The sequence below is a fragment of the Georgenia satyanarayanai genome (assembly GCF_900116375.1).
Lineage (GTDB): Bacteria > Actinomycetota > Actinomycetes > Actinomycetales > Actinomycetaceae > Oceanitalea > Oceanitalea nanhaiensis.
Genome location: NZ_UETB01000004.1, coordinates 202,012 through 222,736, shown reverse-complemented (window position 1 = coordinate 222,736; position 20,725 = coordinate 202,012). Strand labels below are relative to the sequence as shown.

Annotated in this window: 26 protein-coding genes; 14 read left to right on the top strand and 12 right to left on the bottom strand. The window is 71.6% G+C overall.

All coding sequences use genetic code 11. From position 1 onward, the window contains the following. Positions 1 to 6: 6 nt before the first annotated feature. Positions 7 to 1,560, bottom strand: a complete 1,554-nt coding sequence (locus tag DSZ44_RS08320; RefSeq protein WP_110852137.1) for an ATP-binding cassette domain-containing protein — start codon at positions 1,558 to 1,560, stop codon at positions 7 to 9. Between the two features lie 247 nt (positions 1,561 to 1,807). Between DSZ44_RS08320 and DSZ44_RS08315 the strand changes: the two genes are divergently transcribed. Genes DSZ44_RS08315 through DSZ44_RS08295 form a run of 5 tightly spaced genes read left to right on the top strand, consistent with a single transcriptional unit; the run spans position 1,808 to position 5,996 of the window. Beyond that, positions 1,808 to 2,314 (top strand): DUF2975 domain-containing protein, encoded by a 507-nt coding sequence (locus tag DSZ44_RS08315; RefSeq protein WP_110852136.1) that lies wholly within the window; start codon positions 1,808 to 1,810, stop codon positions 2,312 to 2,314. Next, entirely contained in the window at positions 2,315 to 2,536 is a 222-nt protein-coding gene (locus DSZ44_RS08310) for a helix-turn-helix domain-containing protein (RefSeq protein WP_110852135.1), read from the top strand. It abuts the gene before it with no gap. Beyond that, on the top strand, positions 2,533 to 3,657 hold the full coding sequence (locus DSZ44_RS08305; RefSeq protein WP_220035138.1) for an NAD(P)/FAD-dependent oxidoreductase: 1,125 nt from the start codon (positions 2,533 to 2,535) through the stop codon (positions 3,655 to 3,657). The genes DSZ44_RS08310 and DSZ44_RS08305 overlap by 4 nt, the downstream gene beginning before the upstream one ends. 36 nt (positions 3,658 to 3,693) lie before the next feature. Next, positions 3,694 to 4,491: an alpha/beta fold hydrolase gene (locus DSZ44_RS08300; RefSeq protein ID WP_502530282.1), complete on the top strand. Its 798-nt coding sequence runs from the start codon at positions 3,694 to 3,696 to the stop codon at positions 4,489 to 4,491. Further along, on the top strand, positions 4,488 to 5,996 hold the full coding sequence (locus tag DSZ44_RS08295) for a SpoIIE family protein phosphatase (protein WP_110852134.1): 1,509 nt from the start codon (positions 4,488 to 4,490) through the stop codon (positions 5,994 to 5,996). Before DSZ44_RS08300 ends, DSZ44_RS08295 begins: the two co-directional genes overlap by 4 nt. Before the next feature lie 325 nt (positions 5,997 to 6,321). On the opposite strand, the gene DSZ44_RS08285 is transcribed toward DSZ44_RS08295, so the two are convergent. The 4 genes from DSZ44_RS08285 to DSZ44_RS08270 all read right to left on the bottom strand — a co-directional run bounded on the left by DSZ44_RS08285 (position 6,322) and on the right by DSZ44_RS08270 (position 9,046). After that, the gene (locus DSZ44_RS08285; RefSeq protein WP_110852133.1) at positions 6,322 to 6,669 is read right to left on the bottom strand and encodes a type II toxin-antitoxin system PemK/MazF family toxin; all 348 of its coding nucleotides are present in this window, start codon (positions 6,667 to 6,669) and stop codon (positions 6,322 to 6,324) included. Then, positions 6,656 to 6,886 carry a ribbon-helix-helix domain-containing protein gene (locus DSZ44_RS08280; protein ID WP_110852132.1) on the bottom strand — a complete coding sequence of 77 codons (231 nt, stop codon included), beginning with the start codon at positions 6,884 to 6,886 and terminating at the stop codon, positions 6,656 to 6,658. The genes DSZ44_RS08285 and DSZ44_RS08280 overlap by 14 nt, the downstream gene beginning before the upstream one ends. Positions 6,887 to 7,133: 247 nt before the next feature. Next, complete coding sequence (locus DSZ44_RS08275) at positions 7,134 to 8,120, bottom strand: aldo/keto reductase (RefSeq protein ID WP_110852131.1); 987 nt, start codon at positions 8,118 to 8,120, stop codon at positions 7,134 to 7,136. Positions 8,121 to 8,200: 80 nt separating this feature from the next. Next, positions 8,201 to 9,046 (bottom strand): aldo/keto reductase, encoded by an 846-nt coding sequence (locus DSZ44_RS08270; RefSeq protein ID WP_110852130.1) that lies wholly within the window; start codon positions 9,044 to 9,046, stop codon positions 8,201 to 8,203. A gap of 165 nt (positions 9,047 to 9,211) precedes the next feature. Here DSZ44_RS08270 and DSZ44_RS08265 point away from each other — a divergent pair, with 165 nt between their 5' ends. The 3 genes from DSZ44_RS08265 (at position 9,212) to DSZ44_RS08255 (ending at position 11,563) form a co-directional block, all read left to right on the top strand. Continuing rightward, a complete protein-coding gene (locus DSZ44_RS08265; RefSeq protein WP_110852129.1) occupies positions 9,212 to 10,096 on the top strand; it encodes a helix-turn-helix domain-containing protein in 885 nt (294 codons plus the stop codon). Positions 10,097 to 10,179: 83 nt separating this feature from the next. After that, positions 10,180 to 10,764: a flavodoxin gene (locus tag DSZ44_RS08260; RefSeq protein ID WP_220035137.1), complete on the top strand. Its 585-nt coding sequence runs from the start codon at positions 10,180 to 10,182 to the stop codon at positions 10,762 to 10,764. A gap of 199 nt (positions 10,765 to 10,963) precedes the next feature. After that, positions 10,964 to 11,563, top strand: coding sequence for a DinB family protein (locus DSZ44_RS08255; RefSeq protein WP_110852127.1), 600 nt, complete (start codon positions 10,964 to 10,966; stop codon positions 11,561 to 11,563). Positions 11,564 to 11,830: 267 nt separating this feature from the next. Here DSZ44_RS08255 and DSZ44_RS18770 read toward each other — a convergent pair whose 3' ends face one another. The 4 genes from DSZ44_RS18770 to cmtR all read right to left on the bottom strand — a co-directional run bounded on the left by DSZ44_RS18770 (position 11,831) and on the right by cmtR (position 15,254). After that, positions 11,831 to 12,022 carry a methyltransferase family protein gene (locus DSZ44_RS18770; protein ID WP_258369324.1) on the bottom strand — a complete coding sequence of 64 codons (192 nt, stop codon included), beginning with the start codon at positions 12,020 to 12,022 and terminating at the stop codon, positions 11,831 to 11,833. A 298-nt stretch (positions 12,023 to 12,320) separates the two neighbouring features. Beyond that, positions 12,321 to 12,929: a cadmium resistance transporter gene (locus DSZ44_RS08245; RefSeq protein ID WP_181424576.1), complete on the bottom strand. Its 609-nt coding sequence runs from the start codon at positions 12,927 to 12,929 to the stop codon at positions 12,321 to 12,323. 64 nt (positions 12,930 to 12,993) lie between these two features. Beyond that, positions 12,994 to 14,898, bottom strand: coding sequence for a heavy metal translocating P-type ATPase (locus tag DSZ44_RS08240; protein WP_110852126.1), 1,905 nt, complete (start codon positions 14,896 to 14,898; stop codon positions 12,994 to 12,996). Then, positions 14,895 to 15,254, bottom strand: coding sequence for a Cd(II)/Pb(II)-sensing metalloregulatory transcriptional regulator CmtR (gene cmtR, locus DSZ44_RS08235; protein WP_110852125.1), 360 nt, complete (start codon positions 15,252 to 15,254; stop codon positions 14,895 to 14,897). The genes DSZ44_RS08240 and cmtR overlap by 4 nt, the downstream gene beginning before the upstream one ends. Before the next feature lie 84 nt (positions 15,255 to 15,338). Between cmtR and DSZ44_RS08230 the strand changes: the two genes are divergently transcribed. From DSZ44_RS08230 to DSZ44_RS18260, 4 genes are all read left to right on the top strand, one after another. After that, positions 15,339 to 15,716 (top strand): ArsR/SmtB family transcription factor, encoded by a 378-nt coding sequence (locus tag DSZ44_RS08230; protein WP_110852124.1) that lies wholly within the window; start codon positions 15,339 to 15,341, stop codon positions 15,714 to 15,716. Beyond that, the gene (locus tag DSZ44_RS08225; protein ID WP_110852123.1) at positions 15,716 to 16,627 is read left to right on the top strand and encodes a cation diffusion facilitator family transporter; all 912 of its coding nucleotides are present in this window, start codon (positions 15,716 to 15,718) and stop codon (positions 16,625 to 16,627) included. The genes DSZ44_RS08230 and DSZ44_RS08225 overlap by 1 nt, the downstream gene beginning before the upstream one ends. A gap of 77 nt (positions 16,628 to 16,704) precedes the next feature. Further along, positions 16,705 to 16,845, top strand: coding sequence for a hypothetical protein (locus DSZ44_RS18265; protein WP_181424575.1), 141 nt, complete (start codon positions 16,705 to 16,707; stop codon positions 16,843 to 16,845). A gap of 258 nt (positions 16,846 to 17,103) precedes the next feature. Continuing rightward, complete coding sequence (locus DSZ44_RS18260) at positions 17,104 to 17,241, top strand: hypothetical protein (RefSeq protein WP_181424574.1); 138 nt, start codon at positions 17,104 to 17,106, stop codon at positions 17,239 to 17,241. A gap of 346 nt (positions 17,242 to 17,587) precedes the next feature. Here the strand turns inward: DSZ44_RS18260 and DSZ44_RS08220 are convergent, their stop codons facing one another. Next, the gene (locus DSZ44_RS08220; protein WP_146237505.1) at positions 17,588 to 17,800 is read right to left on the bottom strand and encodes a hypothetical protein; all 213 of its coding nucleotides are present in this window, start codon (positions 17,798 to 17,800) and stop codon (positions 17,588 to 17,590) included. Between the two features lie 568 nt (positions 17,801 to 18,368). Between DSZ44_RS08220 and DSZ44_RS08215 the strand changes: the two genes are divergently transcribed. Next, positions 18,369 to 18,620: an addiction module protein gene (locus tag DSZ44_RS08215; protein WP_110852121.1), complete on the top strand. Its 252-nt coding sequence runs from the start codon at positions 18,369 to 18,371 to the stop codon at positions 18,618 to 18,620. Then, positions 18,617 to 18,928 carry a type II toxin-antitoxin system RelE/ParE family toxin gene (locus DSZ44_RS08210; RefSeq protein WP_110852120.1) on the top strand — a complete coding sequence of 104 codons (312 nt, stop codon included), beginning with the start codon at positions 18,617 to 18,619 and terminating at the stop codon, positions 18,926 to 18,928. The genes DSZ44_RS08215 and DSZ44_RS08210 overlap by 4 nt, the downstream gene beginning before the upstream one ends. A gap of 334 nt (positions 18,929 to 19,262) precedes the next feature. On the opposite strand, the gene DSZ44_RS08205 is transcribed toward DSZ44_RS08210, so the two are convergent. Beyond that, the gene (locus tag DSZ44_RS08205; RefSeq protein WP_110852119.1) at positions 19,263 to 20,462 is read right to left on the bottom strand and encodes a tyrosine-type recombinase/integrase; all 1,200 of its coding nucleotides are present in this window, start codon (positions 20,460 to 20,462) and stop codon (positions 19,263 to 19,265) included. Between the two features lie 6 nt (positions 20,463 to 20,468). Then, entirely contained in the window at positions 20,469 to 20,702 is a 234-nt protein-coding gene (locus DSZ44_RS08200; protein WP_110852118.1) for a helix-turn-helix transcriptional regulator, read from the bottom strand. Positions 20,703 to 20,725 lie beyond the last annotated feature (23 nt).

Sequence of the window (20,725 nt, the reverse complement as noted above, 5' to 3'; positions counted from 1 at the left end):
GCCTCGTCAGGTCATCCGCTGGAGCCGAGCGTCCGCCGTGAGCCGGACGACGGCGTGGAGGTCGAGCCGCTCGAGGAAGGCGCCGTCGTGGCTGACGACGAGCAGCCCGCCCCGGTAGGCGCCCAGCGCCGCGACCAGCTGGTCGGCGGTGGGGATGTCCAGGTCGTTGGTCGGCTCGTCGAGGACGAGCAGCTCCGGCGGTGGGTCGGCGAGGAGCACGCGCGCGAGCGCCACCCGGAAGCGCTCGCCGCCGGAGAGTGTGGCGACGGCGCGGTCGACCATGTCCCCGCGCACGAGGAGCCGCGCGAGGCGGTTGCGCACCTCCCCGGGCAGCAGGTGCGGGGAGGCGGCGCGCACGGTGTCGAGGACGGTGGCGCCGTCGTCGAGCTCCGCCCGCTGGGGCAGGTAGCCGACGCGAGCCGACAGCGAGGGCAGGAGCGAGCGCAGCAGCGTCGTCTTGCCCACGCCGTTGGAGCCCACGAGGGCGACGCGCTCGGGGCCCTGGAGGACGACGTCGCGCCCGTCGCTGCTCGGCAGCACCGCGAGCCGGCGCCCGCGGGGCACGCGAGGGTCGGGCAGGTCCACGCGCACGGCGTCGTCCCCGCGGACGGCGGTCCCGGTGAGGTCGACGGCGTCCTGGGCGGAGGCGAGCCGCGCGTCCGCCGCTGCCCGGCGCTCCCCCTGGGACCGCTCGGCGGCGTTGCGCCGCGCCCCCAGGACGATCGGCGGGTACCTGCCGTCCGCGCGGTCCTTGCGGCCCTGTCGCCGGCTGTGCGCCATGCGCTCCTCCGCCCTGGCTCGCTCACGCTGCTCCCGGCGCAGGGCCTGCTCGGCGGTACGCAGCGCCTGCCGGGCGGCCTCCTGCTGGGTGGCGAGCCACTCCCGGTAGGCGCTGTAGGGGCCGCCGAAGGTGGCGAGCTCACCGGCCCGCAGCTCGGCGGTGGCGTCCATGAGGTCCAGGAGCGTGAGGTCGTGGCTGACGACGACGAGCGTGCCGCGCCACCCGCGCACGAGCTCGTAGACCCGCTCGCGCGCGTCGCCGTCGAGGTTGTTCGTCGGCTCGTCGAGAAGGGCGACGTCGGCGTCGCGCAGCCGTACGCCCGCGAGCGCCGCGAGGACGGCCTCCCCGCCGGACAGCGCGGTGACGGGGCGGTCCAGGTCCACGGGCAGGCCGAGGGAGGCGAGGGCTGCGGCGGCCCGCTCCTCGACGTCCCAGCCCGTCCCGACGGCGTCGAAGTCGGCGGGGTCGGTGGATCCCGCCTCGATCGCGCGGAGGCCCCGGAGGACGGCGCGGACGCCGAGGAGGTCGGCCAGGGTGGCGGCCGGCACCGGCCGCTGCGGGAGGTGGTCGACGACGCCCCGGACGCAGACCGAGCCGCCGGTGGGGAGGAGGTCCCCGGCGACCAGCCGGAGGAGCGTCGACTTGCCGGCGCCGTTGGCACCGACGAGCCCGGTGCTCCCACAGCCGAACGCGCCGCTCACGCGGTCGATGGCCGGGGTGCCGTCGGGCCAGGAGAAGGACAGGTCGTGCAGGACGACGGAGGACGAGGGGCTGGGCACGGTGAGGACCTTTCGGGGCGGCAGGACGTCGCGCCGCGCCCGTGGGCGTCAGCGCGCTGGGGTGGCGCTCCGCAGGTCTGTCATCGCTCGTCCTTCACCGTCCGTCCCTCACACGCGCGGGGGTCCGCGGGGACACCACAGCCTGCGTCCTCCCCGCGACGTGAGGCAACGGAATTACGCCACCCTCTTGCGATCGCCTATCGAGTCTCGATAGATTCCCATCGTCGGTCAATCAGAGGAGGTCCTCATGGGCAGGTACGTCATCCGCGTGCTCCAACTCGTCATCGCGGTCGCGCTCGCCGGGTCCGTCGTGGTCCAGGCGGTCCTGCTGCCGCTGCTCTGGGTCGATCTCGACGGCCTGGCCACCGGCCCCCGGGTGGCCTTCGCCGCCAGTCTCTTCCTCGGGGTCGTGTGCCTCCAGGTCATCGCCGTGTGCATCCTGCGCCTGCTGGGGATGGTGCGCCGTGGCACCGTCTTCTCCACGGGCGCGTTCCGCTACGTCGACGTCGTCATCGGCGCCATCGCGGCGGCGTCGGTGCTCGTCCTCGGCGTCGCGGTGACCTTCGCCGTCGTCAACCGCACGACCCCGGGGGACGAGGTCGCGCCCGGCGTCGTCGGACTCCTGTGCGGCATCGCCCTCGTGGTCGCCGGTGTGGCACTGGTCGTCTACGTCATGCGGACGCTGCTCGTCCAGGCCGTCGAGACCGCCGCCCGGGCCGAGCACCTGCGCTCCGAGCTGGACGAGGTGATCTAGGTGCCCATCGTCGTCGACATCGACGTCATGCTCGCCCGCCGGAAGATGTCGGTCGGGACGCTGGCCGAGCGGGTGGGCATCACGCCGGCCAACCTCGCGGTGCTCAAGAACGGTCGCGCCAAGGCCGTCCGCTTCACCACCCTCGAGGCGCTGTGCGAGGCGCTCGACTGCCAGCCGGGCGACCTGCTGCGCTGGGAGCCGGACGGGACCCCGGCGCCGTGAGCGCCGGGTGGGACACCGACGTCCTCGTCGTCGGGGCGGGACTGGCCGGTCTCCACGTGGCCACGCTCCTCGCCGGGCGCGGTCACGCCGTGAGCGTCGTCGACAAACGCGCCGACCTCGGCCGGTCGATCCGGACCACCGGCATCTTCGTGCGCCGCACCCTGGACGACTTCCCGCTCCCGGCCGGGCACCTCGGCCCGCCGATCCGGCAGGTCGCGCTCTACCCGCCGAGCCTGCGCCGGCCCGTCGTCCTCGTCAGCGGCCGTGACGAGTTCCGTGTCGGGGACATGCCCGGCCTCTACGCCGCCTTCGCCGCCCGGGCGCGCGAGGCGGGCGCCCAGGTGCTCCTCGGCACCCGCTACGCCGGGTACGCCGACGGCGCGGCGCAGCTCGTGGGCGGCGACGGCGCGCCGTCCGTGGTCCGCGCGCGGTTCGTCGTCGGGGCCGACGGCGCCCGCTCCCGGGTGGCACGGGACCTCCACCTGGACCGCAACGAGCGCCTGCTCGTCGGCGCCGAGGAGGTCTTCCCGAGCGCGGGCACCGAGGTCCCCACCTTCCACTGCGTCCTGCACCCGCGGCTCGCGCCGGGGTACCTCGGCTGGGTCGTCGACGACGGCGAGCACGTCCACCTCGGCACGGCCGGCTACGCCTCCCGCTACCCCGAGGGCGTGTGGCGCGCACTGCGCGAGCTCACGGCGGTGGCGCCGGGGCTGCCGTCCCGCCCGACCGACGTCGAGCGCCGCGGCGGCCCCATCCCGGTCGGCGGGCTGCTGCGACGCATCAGCTCCCGCCGCGGGCTGCTCGTGGGGGACGCCGCCGGGGCCGTGTCCCCGCTGACCGCCGGTGGCCTGGACCCGTGCCTGCGTCTGTCCGAGCACGCCGCGGACGCCCTGGACGAGGCCCTCACCACGGGCGACCCAAGCGCGCTGCGCTCCTACGACGGTGCCGCGCTGCGCCGGCGGTTCCGCGGGCGGGTGGCGATGCGGCGGTCCATGGGACTGGTGCGCTCCCCGGCCGCCATGGAGGCCGCCTTCACGGCGCTGCGCACCACGCCGGGGCAGCGGGCGGCCCGCAGCATCTTCTTCGCGGACCGGTCCTTCCCGCTTCCCGCCCCGGTGTGAGCCTGGGGCCGGCCCAGGTGCCGTAATGTCGCATTCGTGGATGTACTCAAGCGGAACAACGTGCGGGTGAGCGGTGCGGCCGAGGGACCCACCATGGTCCTGGCCCACGGCTTCGGCTGCGACCAGCAGATGTGGCGACTCGTCGTCCCGAGCTTCGAGCCGACGCACCGGGTGGTGCTCTTCGACCACGTCGGTGCCGGCGCGTCGGACCCCTCCGCGTACGACGCCTCCCGCCACGCCCGCCTCGAGGGGTACGCGCAGGACGTCGTCGAGATCGTCGACGCGCTCGACGCCGGACCGGTGGTGTTCGTCGGTCACTCCGTGAGCGCCATGATCGGGGTCCTCGCGGCTCGCGAGCGTCCCGAGCTCTTCGACCGGCTCGTGCTCGTGGGCCCCAGCCCCCGCTACATCGACGACGGCGACTACCGCGGCGGGTTCAGCCAGGAGGAGATCGACGAGCTCCTCGAGACCATGGACGACAACTACCTCGGCTGGTCGGCCCACATCGCCCCGGTGATCATGGGCGTGCCCGACCGCCCCGAGCTGGGCGAGGAGCTGACGACGAGCTTCTGCCGGACCGACCCGACGCTCGCCCGCCGTTTCGCCCGCACGACGTTCCTGTCCGACAACCGGGCGGACCTGCCCGGGGTCGCCACCCCCGCGCTCGTCGTCCAGTGCCGCGAGGACGTCATCGCGCCCATGGAGGTGGGTGAGTACGTCCGTGACCACCTTCCGAACAGCGACTTCGCCGTGCTCGACGCGGTGGGGCACTGCCCCAACCTCAGCGCCCCGGACCAGCTCGTCGCGGCGATGAAGGCGTACCTGCCGGCGTGAGCGACCGCGCCGCCTCCTGGGACGAGGCCCCCAGCGGCCTGCTCGTGCTGGCCGGCGACGGCACGGTGCTCGACGCCAACACGACCCTCCTCCAGTGGGTGGGGCGGCCCGCGGCCGACGTCCTCGGGCGCGTGCGCCTGAGCCAGCTCCTCTCGGTGGGGGGCCGCATCTACTGGGAGACCCACCTCTCCCCCCTGCTGCACGTCGAGGGGCGGGTGGACGAGGTGGCCCTCGAGCTGCGCGGTCCGGACGGCCGCGTCCCCGTGCTCATGACCGCCGTCGTGGCTCCCGACGGCCTGGTCAGGGTGGCGGTCTCCAGCGCCCGCGACCGCTCCCGCTACGAGCGGGAGCTGCTGGCCGCCCGCAAGGACGCCGACGCCGCCGCCCAGCGCACCCGGGTGCTCCAGGACGTCACCGCGGCGCTGTCGGCCGCCGTCGGCCGTGACGGGGTGGCCTCCGCCCTGCTGGGCACCACGCCGTCGCTGGGGGCCCGCGCGGCGACGTGCTGGCTCACCGACGCCCGCGGCCGCCTGGTCGCCCACTCGGTCACCGGTGAGGAGACCGGCACCCCGGGCACGCTGCCCCCGCGGTCGTGGCCGCGCACGGCCCTTGTCGACGCCGGCCGCGTCCTCGTCCCCCTCCACGGACGGTCGGGGCTGCTCGGGGTGCTGTCCCTGCTCCCCGACGACGGCGCGGGCGCCGAGCCGCCGGACCTGGCGATGCTCACCGCCGTCGGCCAGCAGGCGGGTGCCGCCCTGGACCGCGCCAGCCTCTTCGACCGCAGCGCCGCGATCGCGCACCAGCTCCAGCAGGCCCTTCTCACCGCTCCCCTGCCGCAGGACGAGCGCGTCGTCGTGTCGACGTCCTACCGGCCGGGCGTGGAGTCTCTCGAGGTCGGCGGGGACTGGCACGACGCCTTCCACCTCGACGACGACGTCCTCGGGGTCGCCGTCGGTGACGTCGTGGGCCGTGGGCTGGACGCCGCCATCGCGATGGGGCAGCTGCGCAGCGCCGTCCGGGCGGTGGCCGGCCCCGGCATCGGCCCGGCCGGGGTCCTCGGTGCGCTCGACCGGTTCGTCCGGCGCGTCCCCGACTCCACCTCGGCCACCCTCCTGTACGGCGAGCTGGACCTCGTCACGGGCCGGTTCCGCTTCGCGTGCGCCGGCCACCTCCCGCCCCTGCTCCTGGAGCGGGACGGCACGCCCCGCCTCGTGTGGGACGGGCGCTCCACACCCCTGGGACTGACCGCGCCCGGGAGCGAGCGGCCGGAGGCGGCCGTCGACCTCGTGCCCGGTGACCGGCTGCTCCTCTACACCGACGGGCTCGTGGAGCGACGTGACCGGCCGCTGCCCACCCGGCTCGACGAGCTCGTCGAGGTGGGCGCGCAGACCCTGGTGCTCGGGCCGGAGGAGGCGGTCCAGGCCGTGACCGACCGGCTGCTCCCGCCCGGCGAGGGCCACGACGACGTCTGCCTGCTCCTGCTCGCCTGGCACGGCCCCGCCTGAGCGACAGCCCGGGGGAACGCAGAAGGCCCGGACCTGATGGTCCGGGCCTTCTCCTGGTAGCGGGGGCAGGATTTGAACCTGCGACCTCCGGAACGAATCGAGGGCCTTCCGGCTACCGCCGATCGGCGCGGGAAACAGCGGATTCGCTTGTGTTGTCGAGGAAGTCTCCTCGCTGGCACCTCCGACTCTACCCGGTCTGTGACGGGCTGTGACGGCTCAATGTGGAGGGTAAATGGAGGGCGGCTCGGATGCTGGCACCCCAGCCATCCTGCCGACTGCCGGCGTCCCCAGGATCCAGGCCAGCGCCACTTTTGCAGTGCGGTGCTTACAGCTGCAGGTGGAGGCGAAGCGCGTCGTCGAGGTGGGCCATGACGTCGGCAGGGGCTCGTCCGATGACGGCGCCGAGGCGCTCGACTGCGATGGAGCGGACTTGCTCGGCCCGGGCCTTGGAGTCCTGCCGGAGGCCGGTCACGGCTGCGGGCAGGAGGGTTTGGAAGGGGAAGATCCGGTCGGTGTTGCTGGTGACCGGCACCACGGTGACAACTCCGCGGCCAAGTCGAGCCGCGGCCGCGGTCGCTCGGTCATTGCTGACGATCACGGCAGGACGACGACTGCTGGCCTCGCTCCCGCGCACGGGGTCCAGATCGACGAGCCGGATCTCACCGCGCAACATTGGCGATTCCGTCGGCTGCGGTCGAGTCCCATGCCGCCTGATCGCCCGAGGCCTCCCACTCCTGCCACGCGGCTTCGTAGTCCTGCTCCAAGTCGGGTAAGCGGAGCATCCGCACGGCGTGTTGCACCGCTGCAGACCTCGAGGGCAGGCCGGCGGTACGGGCGTACTCGTCGAGGATTGCCACATCCTCCTCTGGCAGGCTGACACTGAGCTTCATACCGTAATGCCACCGCAGTACTACCATGAGTCGACAGAGCAATTCTCGTGCTCGCGACGGACGCGCGGGCGCCGCCGCGCAGAGCGTGCACCGAGCGCGTCCGGTGTAACCGCCAGCGCTGCCGGTCCGCCCCGCTGGACGATCCTTGAACGGACGTTTCGTTCCGCTAGTTCCAGCGGATCGTCACGGAGTGCCGCTTGGTGGTGTGATGCGACAGTACGTGCTGCGTCGCCCGCAGCTGGTGGGGTCAGCGGTCGATCCATCTCTGCATGTGCTCGGGGTACCGGGCTCCCCGGATGTCTGCCTGGTCGGAGGCCTGGGTGAGCTCGGTGAGGTCCTCGGCCGTCAGCTCGAGCTGGGCGGCGCCGTTGTTCTCGGCGAGGCGGTGCACCTTTGTGGTCCCTGGGATCGGAACGATCGACGGGTGCTGGGCGAGCAACCAGGCGAGTGCGACCTGCCCCGCGGTGGCGTCGCGTCGGGCGCCGACGTCCCTGACGACGTCGACGAGTGCTTGGTTGGCGGCGCGGGCGTCCTCGGTGAAGCGCGGCAGACTGTTGCGCAGGTCGCCCTCGGCGAATGTCGTAGCGGTGGTGATCGCGCCGGTGAGGAAGCCCTTGCCGAGCGGGCTGAATGGCACGAACCCGATGCCCAGCTCGGTGAGGGTGGGCAGGATCTCGGCCTCCGGCTCGCGCCAAAACAGGGAGTACTCGCTTTGCAGTGCCGTGAGCGGCTGGACGGCATGGGCGCGGCGGATCGTTGAGACGCCGGCCTCGGAGAGCCCGAAGTGCTTAACCTTGCCCGCGGCGATGAGGTCCTTGACGGCACCGGCGACGTCCTCGATGGGGACCTGGGGGTCGACGCGGTGCTGGTAGAGCAGGTCGATCGACTCGACACCAAGGCGGCGCAGGGAGTCCTCGACGGTGGCGCGGATGTGCTCGGGCCGGCTGTCGAGCCCCGTGGAGGTCGAGCCGTCGAAGGAGAACCCGAACTTGGTGGCGATGACCATCTCGTCGCGGACCGAGGCCAAGGCTTCGCCAACGAGCTCTTCGTTGGTGAAGGGCCCGTAGACCTGGGCGGTGTCGAAGAATGTGACGCCCTGGTCGACGGCGGCGCGGATGAGCGCGATGCCGTCCTGATGGTCGACGGCGGCGCCGTAGCCATGGCTCAGGCCCATGCAGCCGAGCCCGAGGGCAGAGACTTCCAGGCCGCTGGTGCCGAGGGTGCGCGTGATCATCGTCGTTCCTCCTGGGGACGGGTAGGCGGGCCGAGCGCCGGGCGGATCGTGAGCCGCCCCTGCGCGGGAGCGGTGAGCGATCAGCCGTTTCGGCGGTCGTTGAGGTAGCTGACCATCGCGGGGTCGCGGTGGTCGAAGGCGACGCTGACGCCGGTGTCGAGGGTGGCGATCGAGGCCATGTCCTCATCGGTGAGCTCGAAGTCGAAGACGTCGAAGTTCTCGGCCATCCGCTCCGGCCGGGAGGACTTGGGGATCACGACCACTCCGCGCTGGATCAGCCAGCGCAGCGTGACCTGGGCCACCGACTTGCCGTGGGCCTCACCGATCGCGGTGAGGACCGGGTCGCTGAAGATGCCGTTCTTGCCCTCGGCGAGCGGGCCCCAGGCCTCGATCTGCACGCCACGCTCGCTCATGACCTGCTGGTCGCTCGTGCGCTGGTGGTAGGGGTGGGTCTCGATCTGGTTGACGGCCGGGGTGATCTCGTTGTGGTCGATGAGGTCCACGAGCCGGTCGGGGTGGAAGTTGGAGACGCCGATCGCCCGGATCGCGCCCTGACGGTGCAGCTCCTGCATGGCGCGCCAGGAGCTGTAGTAGTCCCCCAGCGGCTGGTGGATCAGGTACAGGTCCAGGTAGTCCAGCCCGAGCAGTCGCAGGGAGGTGTCGAAGGCGCGCCTGGTGCCCTCCTCCCCGCCGGAGTGGATCCACAGCTTCGTGGTGACGAACAGCTCGTCCCGCGCGATGCCGCTGGCCTTGATGGCGCGGCCCACGGCCTCCTCGTTGCCGTAGGAGGCGGCGGTGTCCAGGTGGCGGTAACCGGCGGCCAGCGCGTCGCTCACGACGCGCTCGGTCTCCTCCGCGGGCACCTGGAAGACGCCGAAGCCGATGATCGGCATCTCGACGCCGTTGTTCAAGGTCACTGTCTGCATGGGTCCGTTCCTCCGGTGAGCTCTCAGGTAAGACGAGCACCAGCACTGGCCGGCGCCCTCGTGTGCCTCCACTCCACCACCCGCCCACCCAGGCAGGAACGTCCTGCTTATGGGTGTACTGGCAGTACGTGGCTACCCGGCCCTCGGGCTCGTACCGTCGAGGGCATGGACCAACGTGACGAGGTGCGTGACTTCCTATCCTCGCGCCGCGCCCGGCTCAGCCCGACCGACGTCGGCCTGCCCGCTGGCACGGGACGACGCCGGGTCGCCGGGCTGCGCCGCGACGAGGTCGCCGTCCTGGCCGGCGTCTCCTCGGAGTACTACGCCCGCCTCGAGCGCGGGAACCTGGCCGGCGCCTCCGACGCCGTCCTGGACGCGATCGCGGCCGCTCTGCGCCTGGACGAGGCCGAGCAGCTGCACCTGCGCAACCTTGCCCACGCCGCCAACCAGTCCACGCGGCGGCGCCGCACCCCCACGCCGCGCCCCGCGGTGCACGCCTCGATGCAGCGTGTCCTCGACGCGATGACCACCGTGCCGGCCTACGTCCGCGACTCCCACATGGACGTCGTCGCCGGCAACGCCCTCGCCCGAGAGCTGCTCAGCCCCGTCTACCGCTTCGCCCGGCACACCGGCACCCCACCCAACAGCGCCCGGCACGCGTTCCTCGACGCCTCGGCGCGCGACTACTACCCCGACTGGGAGCAGGTCACCCACGACTGCGTCGCGGCGTTGCACGGCGCCGCTGGGCATAACCCCTACGACAAGCCGCTGTCCGACCTCGTCGGCGAGCTGTCCACCCGCTCCGAGATGTTCCGCACCCTGTGGGCCACCCACGACGTGCGCCTGCACCGCACGGGCCTCAAGCGCCTGCGCCATCCCGAGGTCGGCGTCCTCGTCCTGGAGTACGACGTCATGGAACTCGTCCAGCACCCCGGCCTCGTCCTCATCGCCTACAGCGCCGCACCCGGTACACCCGCCGCCGACGGCCTGGCCCTGCTGGCGTCATTGGCCGCCACCCGCGGCGACGCGATCACCGCCCCGGGCGGATGACCGCGCGCTCGACCAGCCGGCGGACGTTCCTGCGTGCCGGCCTGGCCCTCGGCGGGGCGACCCTGCTCACCGTGGCCGGTTGCATGTCCCAGGACACCGCCCCGAGCCCGCAGCCCTCAGCCGTGACTCCAAGGCCCCGGACCAACACCGGGACGCTGCTCGTGTACTTCTGCCGGCCCGGCGAGAACTACTGGTACGGCGGACGGCGCGATCTTGAGGTTGGCAACACCGAGGTCCTTGCCACGATGATCGCTGACCGCGTCGACTGTGAGACCTACCGGATCGAGGCGGCCGACCCGTACTCGGCCGACTACGAGGCGACCGTCGCGCGCAACGTCCGCGAGCAGGAACAGGACGCCAGGCCCGCGATCGCCTCGCCACGGCCAGATGTGAGCCGATACGAGACGGTGATCCTCGCCAGCCCCATCTGGAACGTCCGACCACCCATGATCCTGTCCACGTTCGTCGAGTCGGTCCCCCTAGAGGGCAAGCGCGTCCTGCCCGTGACGACGCACGCAATGAGCGGTCTCGGGCGATCCGTTGACGTCTACACCGAGCTCACGGTCGGTGCCTCCATCGGTGAGGGCCTCGCTGTCCGGGGCGAAGAGGTCACCCACGCGGCCTCACAGGTTGAACAGTGGTTGCGCGGCGTCACTCTCATGGCGTGAATCTTCGACGCCGCTTGCGGCGATCTGGCGAAGGGTGCGCCGGCTCGGCGACCGTCCCGCAAGAGGAACCCGCCCCGGCGACGCCCACGTTGCTCGGGAAGCCAGGCAGTGACGCGCCGCAGGGGGATCCCTCTGCGGACACCTCGTGACTTTCGCAGGCACTCGCCGTACATACCCGGTAGCGAGGATGATCAGAAGTATGGACTCGGCCACCTCGAACCTTGATGGCCCGGTCGACCGTGCTGGCATCGCCGCCGAGTTGGAGCGCGCACGAGCCGACCTTCATGCGCTGCTGGCCACCGCCTCCCCCGCACAGTTGCGCGCCGGCTCAGAGGGCACCCGATGGACTAATGAGCAGCTGCTCTTCCACATGGTCTTCGGATTTCTTGTCGTGCGTCGGCTGGTGCCGCTGGTCCGGTTCGTCAGCCTCCTACCCGAGCCTGTCGGGCGCGGATTCGCGCACTTGCTCAACGCCGGACAGCGCCCCTTCCACCTCATCAACTACCTCGGCAGCTGCGGCGCCACGCTGGTTTTCAACCACCGCCGGATGGGCGGTCTGTGCGACCGCACCATCGCCGCGCTGACCCTCCGGTTGCACACAGAGCATGAGCGCACGCTGGCACGCGGCATGCCCTTTCTCACCAGCTGGGACCCATACTTTTCCGACGTGATGACTCTGGCCGAGGTCTACGCCTACCCGGTGCAGCACTACGACCACCACCGTGGCCAGCTGACCCTCCCGATCCAAGGGGTGCGCTGGACGCCAGGACGTGTGCGCCGAGCGCCCGGCCACCCCTGACGCTGGCCAGATTGGCGAAGCTGCACTACCGGCAGGGCGTCGATTGACCATCCCGCACCGGACAGTGGGCCGACAGCGGGCCGGAGGAGCAGGTGGTGGAGGGGGGTCAACGGTCGTGCGTGAGCCGGCCGAGGCCAGGGAGGAACCGGCCTACTCGTTCGGAGTAACTTGCGTAGGCGTGTCCGTGGGCGCGGATCAGGTAGGGCTCTTCGACGAGGCGGACCTGGATCTCCACGGCGAGGAGCAGGCAGAGGAGCGCCGCGGCGGTCACGCCGTGGGGACCAGGAGCGTCAGGCCGAGCAGGGCGGTGAGCATCGCGGTGAAGATGGGGTTGCGCACCACGGCGAACATGCCGGAAGTGACCAGGCCGGTGCGCTCGGTGGGGTCGACACCGGTCCGCCAGGAGGAGCCCATGGCCGCCTGGGCGGCCAGCACGCCGGCGAAGCCGGCGATCGCCACGGCCAGGCCCGCCCACTGAACGACCGGGGGCAGGGCGATAGGGGTAGTGGTGCCGGCGCGGACCAGGGCCGGGCGGCGCCAAGCACGAGAGCGCCGGCGAAGAGGATCCCGCCCCACCACTCGGCCGATCCGGGGGCGCCGCTGAGGCCGCGGAAATCGGCGGAGCCGGTGCGCCGCCGGTGGATCCAGGAGCGGGCACCGAAGGCGGCCGCCAGGCCGGCCAGGTACAGGGTCAGTGCCGCGACGGCGGCGACGTCAGTGGTCACGAGGGCTCCGTGGGATCGTGGAGGGGTGGGTGCTAGAGGCCGAAGGCCCCGCCCTCGAGGAGGATGACCACGCCCAGGCCGATGAGGACCAGCGGGAAGAGGATGTGCTCCCAGCGTTCGAGGACCTCGGCGATGGGCCGGCGGGTGGCGACGTACCGCGCGGCGAGAACGAGCAGGCCCACGAGGGCGAGAAAGACGAGGCAGTAGGCGATGACCGCGGTGGTCGACGCGGTGGCGAAGACGGGGACGTAGACCCCGATGTTGTCCCCGCCGTTGGCGAAGGTTACGGCCGCCACGGTCAGCGTGCCGACCTGGCGGTCACCGACCTTGGCCTCGTCGTCGTCATCGTCCTCATCGCGGTTGCGCCACACCTGCCACGCCGCGTACAGGCCCAGGGTCAGGGGGATGAGCCCGAAGTAGGCCAGGGCGGCCTCGGGCAGGAAGGTGCGGGCCCCGAGGGAGACCAGCACGGCGGCCAGCAGGATGCCGCCGAAGCCGAGGTACTGGCCAGCAAGAATCTTGCGGGTGGTGCCCCGCTGGCCGGCGCCGCGGGCGTAGAAGAGGGACAGGACGATGATGTCGTCGATGTTCGTAGCCACGAACAGGCCGACCGCCTGCAGGATCGGGGTGAGCAGTTCCATCGGTGCCTTTCAGGGCGCGCCGGATCGCCGGCGAACGGTTAGTGCGGCCGGTTGGTCCGCGGGGTCAGCGTCCGAGCGTGGGCTGGCGGGTACGGGCGGCGCGCAGTCCGTTGAGGATGACCAGGACCTCGGCGACCTCGTGGATGAGCACGACGGCGGCCAGGCCCAGGACGCCGGTGATGGCCAGCGGTGGCAGGGCGGCAATGATGAGCAGCGACAGGACGATGTTCTGGTTGACGATGCGCCGCCCGCGCCGGGCGTGGGCGATCGCCTCGGGCAGGAGCCGCAGGTCCTGACCGGTGAAGGCGATGTCGGCGGACTCGATCGCGGCGTCGGAGCCGGTGGCCCCCATCGCGATCCCGACATCGGCTGCCGCCAGGGCCGGGGCGTCGTTAATGCCGTCGCCGATCATCGCGGTGGGCCGGTGGGCGCGGAGCTCGTCCACGGCAGCTGACTTGCCTTCGGGGCGCAGCTCGGCACGCACGTCACCGATGCCGGCCTGGGCCGCCAGCGCGCGTGCGGTGCGCTCGTTGTCCCCGGTGAGCATCGTGACGCCGATGCCCTGGCCCGCCAGGGTCTGGAGGACCTCGGGAACCTCAGGACGCAGCTCGTCACGCACCCCGATCGCCCCGGCGACCGCGCCGTCGCGGTGCACGACGACGACGCTCATCCCCTGGGCCTCCAGGTGATGGACCCGGTCGGCGAGGTCGCCCGGGTCAACCCAACGGGGGCTGCCGACCCTGATCACCACGCCGTCGACGGTGCCGTGGATGCCGTGACCGGCTTCCTCGGTGATACCCACGGCCGCGGGGGTTGCGGGGGCCGCCTGGGTGATGGCAGCAGCGAGCGGGTGGGTGCTGTGCTGCTCGAGCGCGGCGGCCCAGGCCAGGACCTGCTCCTCGGTGCCATCGGTGGTGGGGACGACGGCGGTGACGGTGGGCTGGTTCCGGGTCAGAGTCCCGGTCTTGTCGAAGGCGACATGCCCGATGTCCCCGAACCGTTCGAAGATGGCCCCGCTCTTGATGATGACGCCGAACTTGCTCGCCGAGCCGACCGCGGAGACCACGGTGATGGGCACCGCGATCGCCAGCGCACACGGGGAGGCGGCCACGAGCACCACCAGGGCGCGGGCGATCCAGGTCTGCGGGTCACCGGCCAGGGAGCCGATGACGGCGACGAGCACCGCCAGGACCAGGACCCCGGGCACCAGCGGGCGGGCGATGCGGTCGGCCAGCCGGGCGCGTTGCCCCTTCTCGGCCTGGGCCTGCTCGACCAGGCTCACGATCGTGGTCAGGGAGTTGCCGGTGCCGGGCGCGGTCGCCTCGACCTGCAGGACACCGGCGGCGTTGATCGCCCCGGCGGGAACCTCGTCACCGGGGCCGGCCTCGACGGGGATGGACTCACCGGTGATGGCCGAAGTGTCCAGGCTGCTGTGACCGGTTCGGATGATGCCGTCGGTGGCGATGCGCTCACCGGGCCGGATGACCATGACCTGCCCGGGGGTCAGGTCACGGGCCGGGACGGTGAGGGTCTTGCCGTCGGTAAGGACGGTGGCGGTGTCGGGCACGAGCTTGAGCAGGGCGCGCAGCCCGGCGCGTGCGCGGTCCATGGCGCGGTCTTCGAGGGCCTCGGCGATGGAGTAGAGGAACGCCAGGGCCGCTGCCTCCTCCACGTGGCCGAGGATGACGGCGCCGGTGGCGCTCATCGTCATCAGCAGCGCGATGCCGAGCTTGCCGGTGGCGAGCTTGCGCAGCGCGCCGGGGACGAAGGTGGAGGCCCCGAGCAGCAGACCGGCCCAGAAGAGCACTAGTGCCGCCGTCGGGGCGCCGGACCACTCACAGGCGAGCCCGGCGACGAACGCTGCGCCCGAGGCGACGGGGATCATGACGGCGCGGTCACCCCACCACGGGGCCTCGTGCTCCTCGTCGCTCTCGTGCTGTTCGACGGGGGCGTGGGTGGTCGCGCTCATGCCACAGTCCCGCTGGGGCAGCAGCCGGGCACCGTGCAGGTGGCATCCACGCACGGGGCGTTCTCATCGACGGCCAGGGTGACCTCGACCAGCGCGGTCACCGCCACCGTGAGGTGCGGGTCGGCGATCTCATACCGTGTCTGGCGGCCTTCAGGTTCGGCGACGACGATGCCGCAGTCCCGCAGGCAGGTGAGGTGGTTCGAGACGTTCGACCGGGTCAGGTCCAGGTCGCGGGCGAGGACCGCGGGGTAGCTGGGGCCCTCGAGGAGTGTCATGAGGATGCGGGAGCGGGTGGGATCGGCCATCGCCCGGCCCAGCCGGTTCATCACGTCCAACCGCGAAGCAAGAGTCAGCATGCGCTGACCATACAGCACACGCTGATCTCTGGCGCCTGCTCCCCAGGCGTGATCTGCACATCTGCATAGGTGTATGGTCGACGCATGAGTGTGACGCCGTTGGATTCGTGCGAGGTCGCCGCCGTCCACCCGGAGAAGGTGGCGCTGACCCGGGAGAAGATCCCCGACGAAGGGGAGGCCGCCCGGTTGGCCGGGTTGTTCAAGCTGCTCGGGGACCCGCGGCGGGCCCGGGTGCTGTACGCGTTGCTGGAGGCGGGGGAGCTGTGCGTGTGCGACCTGGCCGCGTCGGTGGACGTCCCGGAGGCGTCGGTGTCCCAGGTGCTGCGGGTGCTGCGCACCGCCGGCGTGGTCGACAACCGGCGGGAGGGGCGGATGGTGTACTACCGGCTGGCCGACGCTCACGTGCGGATGCTGCTGGACGTCTCCCGTGAGCACGCCCGCCACGACGGGGGGCAGGGCTGATGGGGGCGGGGCACAGTCACGCCCCAGCGGTCGGGCATGCCGGTGGCCGGCACCGCCGGCGGCTGGCCGGGGCGTTCGCCCTGACGGCGGGCTTCTTCCTCATCGAGCTCATCGCGGGGCTGGTGTCGGGGTCGCTGGCGCTGCTGTCGGACGCCGGGCACATGGCCGCGGACGTGGTGGTGCTGGGCGCGGCCCTGGTGGCGACCCGGATCGCCAGCCGGCCGGACTCCTCGGGGCGGCGAACCTATGGTTCCTACCGGGCGGAGGTGTTCGCCTCGGCGCTGGCGGTGCTCGCGATGCTCGCCGTCGGGGTGTACGTGGTGGTCGAGGCCATCAGCCGGCTGGGTGATGCGCCGGAGGTCGCCTCCGGTGCCATGCTCGCGGTCGGGTTCGCCGGCCTGGTGATCAACATCGCCTCCATGCTGCTGCTGCGCGGCGGCTCGAAGGAGAGCCTGAACGTCAAGGGCGCCTACTACGAGGTGATCGCCGACGCGGCCGGGTCGGTAGGCGTCATGGTCGCCGGCGCGCTGATCATCCTCACCGGTCAGCCGGTCTGGGACGTCGTGGTCGCGGCACTCATCGCGGTCTTCGTCATCATCCGGGCGGTGGTCCTGGGCAGGCAGGTGGCCGCAGTCCTGGCCCAGCACGCCCCGGAGGGAGTCGACCCGCAGGACGTCGCCGGCGCCCTGGACGCGGTCGAGGGCGTGGCGGAGGTCCACGACCTGCACCTGTGGACGCTGACCTCGGGGATGAACGTGGCCACCGCGCACCTGGTCGCCGACCAGGGCGCCGACCACGGCGCCGTGCTGGCCGGCGCGCGCCAGGTGCTGCGCGACCGCTACGGTATCGCCCACGCCACCTTGCAGGTGGAGGCCGCCGACAGTGGCGGCTGTCACGACCTGAGCTGGTAACACTCCACACAATCCCACGCGAAATCCGCGGGGGAGCCCGCCTCACCTGGCTCGAGCCGACGTCAACGGAGCGTGCGATGACTGCGAAGCAGCGCAAGGACCCCGGGCCCGACGACGGCCAGCGGCGGGCCCGACGCGGGGTGGTTCTCACCCTGCCGGGAATCGGCCTGGTCGCCGCGGCTTACGTGGTGACAATCGTGGTCATGGTGGCGCGCTGACATGACCAGGGTGGCGTGTGGCCGGCGCGGTTAGCATCACCGGACTCACTGTGCGCGGCGGCTTGGTACTCACACCGGACGTGTCCCTCGTGACTGATGATGGGAGGACTGCCTTCCCTTGATCCCCCAGCAGAGCATGCACGACCGAGTCACCGATCTGATGGACGAGCCCCAGGTGCAGATTTTGGACGCCTCCGGATCAATTGTGGGAACTGCCCAGATGGAGCAGGGGCTCTCTCCAGCGCCGGCGATGCCTGCATGTTCTACTTCGAGACGCGGGTGCCACGGGGCGGCGGCTACTACACCGCAACGGTGGAGTCGTTTACGACTGATGCCGTCGCCGAGAGTGACGCCGAGGACGGCGAGATCCTGCTCGACCTCAATGACGATCTCTGATCGCCACGTTGCAAGCCGCTCCGCTTGCCGGGGTGCTGTCCACCAGCCCCCACACCTCTGTCCTAGAGAACGCCATTGGGACTCCGGCCCCGTCGTCCTGTGGCGGTGCGACGAGGGCTCTGCGGTCGTCCCGTTTGAGGAACCCGCTACGAGAACGGCGCGGGCCAGCGTGTTCGCCCCTCTGACCGGTGTCCGTATGGCCCGTCCGGTGATGTGTTCCGGTGGCGGGGCCCCGTGCGCGCCACAGCTGCGGTCTTCAATCGGCTGCGCCGGGGCCATCGGCACCGCGCACTCCGTTCTTGCCGCACTCGCGGCCTCCGGTGAACACCATGACAGCGCCGCACGCTCATCGAGTGCGCGTCCGCGCGAACGCCAACGTGCCGCCGACGCGTACCGCGACGCCGACGGTCCGCGCCCATTTCGGGTCCCACATCTTCTGCTTGTCCACGAGGTGCTCTACCAGCGCCTCGAGCAGCACCGTGCATGCCACCGGTGACGCAAGCACCCGGCCGACGCAGTCCTCGATCCCATGCTCCTTCTCGACCGTCTTCGTGGTCACCCGGTCGACGACATGCACCGCGATCGCGCCACGTGCGGCCGCACGTCTCTCCTCGTATGCCGCGCGCCGGCACGACTGCGAGCACCACGTAGCGGGGCGTCCCGTTCGTCGTCGCGGGACCGGCGCACCGCATCGCGGGCAGAGTCCCGGGTCGATCTGGACAACTGACACCTCGGCCATCACGCGCCTCGCTTCCGTACGGACGTAACAGCAGCCGCCTCTGGTGCCAGAGGTGTGAGGACTACAACTTGGCCACTGGCTCGGCTCGTTCGTGAGGTATCTGCGCGCGAGTGCGACCGCTCGCAGGACGGCATGATCCTCGGCGACGAGCCCGCGGTCCCGGTCTGCATCGTGCTACACGCTGGTGGCTCTGGCGCCGACGACGCACCTGGAAGTCGAACGGGGGCTTCTCGCGCACTTCTCGGGGCATGAACGAGCGGGCCGCAGTATCGACGCGACGGACCGAGGCACGTGCTGTGAATCATCCGGCTGCCTGGCAGCGCGGGCATGCTTTCTGCCGACGTCCACAGTCCTGGCCGACGTCGGCGCGCCGCCGTACCATCGATGCATGACCCCGAAGCTGACGGAGTACATCGAGGCGGGCTACTCGCTCACTCCTGATGAGCGCCTGGAAGCTGCTCGCATGCTTCGGCTCAGCGTGGATCAGGACGCCGACACTGATCCGGCGGAGGTCGAGGTCGCCTGGCGCGATGAGGTCGGGTCTCGGATCAACGACATCCTCGCGGGCAATGTCGAACTGGTCGACGCGGACGAGACGTACCGGCTCCTATCAGCTGAACTCGCGTCGAAGCGCCGGTGACGCTCGCCCAGCGGGAGCATCCCGAGGCGCGCGCCGAGCTTCGTGCCGGAGCCGCTTGGTACGACGACTCGGCCACCGGCCAGGAGTTCCTTGATGCCACGCGCCAGGCACGGCAGAGCATCGCCGCGATGCCCGACGCATGGCCACCGATCCGCGACTGGGACCGTGAGCCAGTCGTCCGGCGCAAGGGCGTGCCCGGCTTCCCCTACGGGGTGATCTACTACGTTGCGGAAGGCGAGGTCGTGATCGTCGCCTACGCCCATGAGAGACGCCTGCCGGGGTACTGGAAACACCGCGTGGGCGACTGATCGACGGTTCGCCGCTGGCCTCGGGCCGGATGTCTGACACCAGTCGCTCACCCGCGGCCAACGATTGCCCGTACGCCCCATGGCCTGGGCTGATGCTCCTCGTCAGGGTGCGTACGGGGTGCGTACGGGGTGCGTACGGGGTGCGTACGGGGTGCGTACGGGGTCAGGCACCCCGTACGTTCTCGGTAACGCACCCACGCGAGACTGGCCACATGGATCGAGCGATCGCACTCGTGGACGATGAGCAGGCCGAAGTCGGCCTGCGCCCCGGGTTCGGCGAGCGCGCTTCGGGGGAGAGAACGGTGGTGAGGGCTCCTCACACCGCGTCCGGAGGTCACTTCTCGTCGGTGCTGCTGTCACGAGGAGCGAGTGACTCGAGGATCTCGGCGGTCACCGGGTTCACCTTCTCGTCGGGCTCGATGTAGTGCTCCTTGGTGATCTGGGACGAGGTGTGGCCGAGCATCTCGGCCGCGAGGTCTGCACCGCCCGCCCGGTCGATGACCGTCGCGACGGTGCGACGGAACGAGTGCGGCGCGACCCCCGGGATACCGGCCTCGTCCAGGATGGCGCGCAGGCGCCGGCGCACGTTGTTGGTCGTCAGCGGCGTGTGGTTGCGGCTGAAGAAGATCAGGTGCTCCGGGTCCTCGTCGGCGATCGCGGCGAGCCGCTGGCGCAGCACCTCAGCGGTGAATGACGGCACCGCGACGGTTCGGGCCGACTTGGCGGTCTTGGGGTGCGGCTGCCGGTGGGTCGGCTTTCCCGTGGGCGAGACGATCGTCCCGCTGAGCCGGACGGTGGTGGGTGAGACGGTGACGTCGACGTCGCACTTACGGATCGCCAGCACCTCGCCGATGCGGGCCGAGGTGCCGAGCATGACCTCGATGATCTGGTCGAGCTGGCCGTCCGGCGGCGGTCCGGGCATCCCGGGCTCTCGGCGCCATCCCCGCACGGCGGCCCGGATCGCGTCGACCTGGTCCAGGGTCAGGGCCATCGCCCGAGTCGGCGGCTTCCTCAACCGGGCCGTGTCCCGCACCGGGTTCTCCCGGAGCGCGTCGTAGCGGACCGCCAGGCCGAGGGCGAGGCTGAGGACGGTGCGCGCCTGCTTGGCCATGCTGTAGCTCCGGGTGGTCGCCAGCGCCTTGATGAACCTGTCGACCTTGGCGACGCTGATCTCGCGCAGCGTGTAGTGCTCGAAGGCCGGCATCACCAGCTGCCGCATGTTGCGTTCGTAGAGCGCCCTGGTGCTCGGCGCGAGCTTGCCCTCGAGGTCGAGATCCTCCAGCCAGAGGTCGACGAGGCGCCCGAAGGAGGCATCGGGGGTCAGCTCCCCGGTCCCGGTGGCGTAGTCGGCCCGGCGGGAAAGCCTCTCCTTCAGGCGGTGCTCCGCCGCCTTGCGCGTCGTGCCGCGCGCCTCGACCCGCCGGAGCCGACCGTCGAGGTCCCGGACACGCACCCGGGCGCGGACCACCCCGTTGGCCAGGGCGGTGAACTCGATGTCGCCGAACGTGCCGATCGGCGTGCGCGGCCGGGCCACCTCAGATCACCCCGCCGAGCGATCGCGGCGGTCCGCCGTGGCATTGCGCCGGGCCTCGACCCACGCCGCGACGTCCGAGACGGCGAACTTCAGGTGCCGGCCCACCCGGAAGCCGCGCGGACCGTGCCCGGTCTGGCGCCAGTCGTAGATCATCCGGATCGGCACGCCGAGGTACTCGGCGAGGTCCTGAACGTCCAGGAGTGGTTCCAGCCCGCCCAACCGTGTCGCTGAGATTCCCATGCCTGCCAGGTGCGCGGGACGCG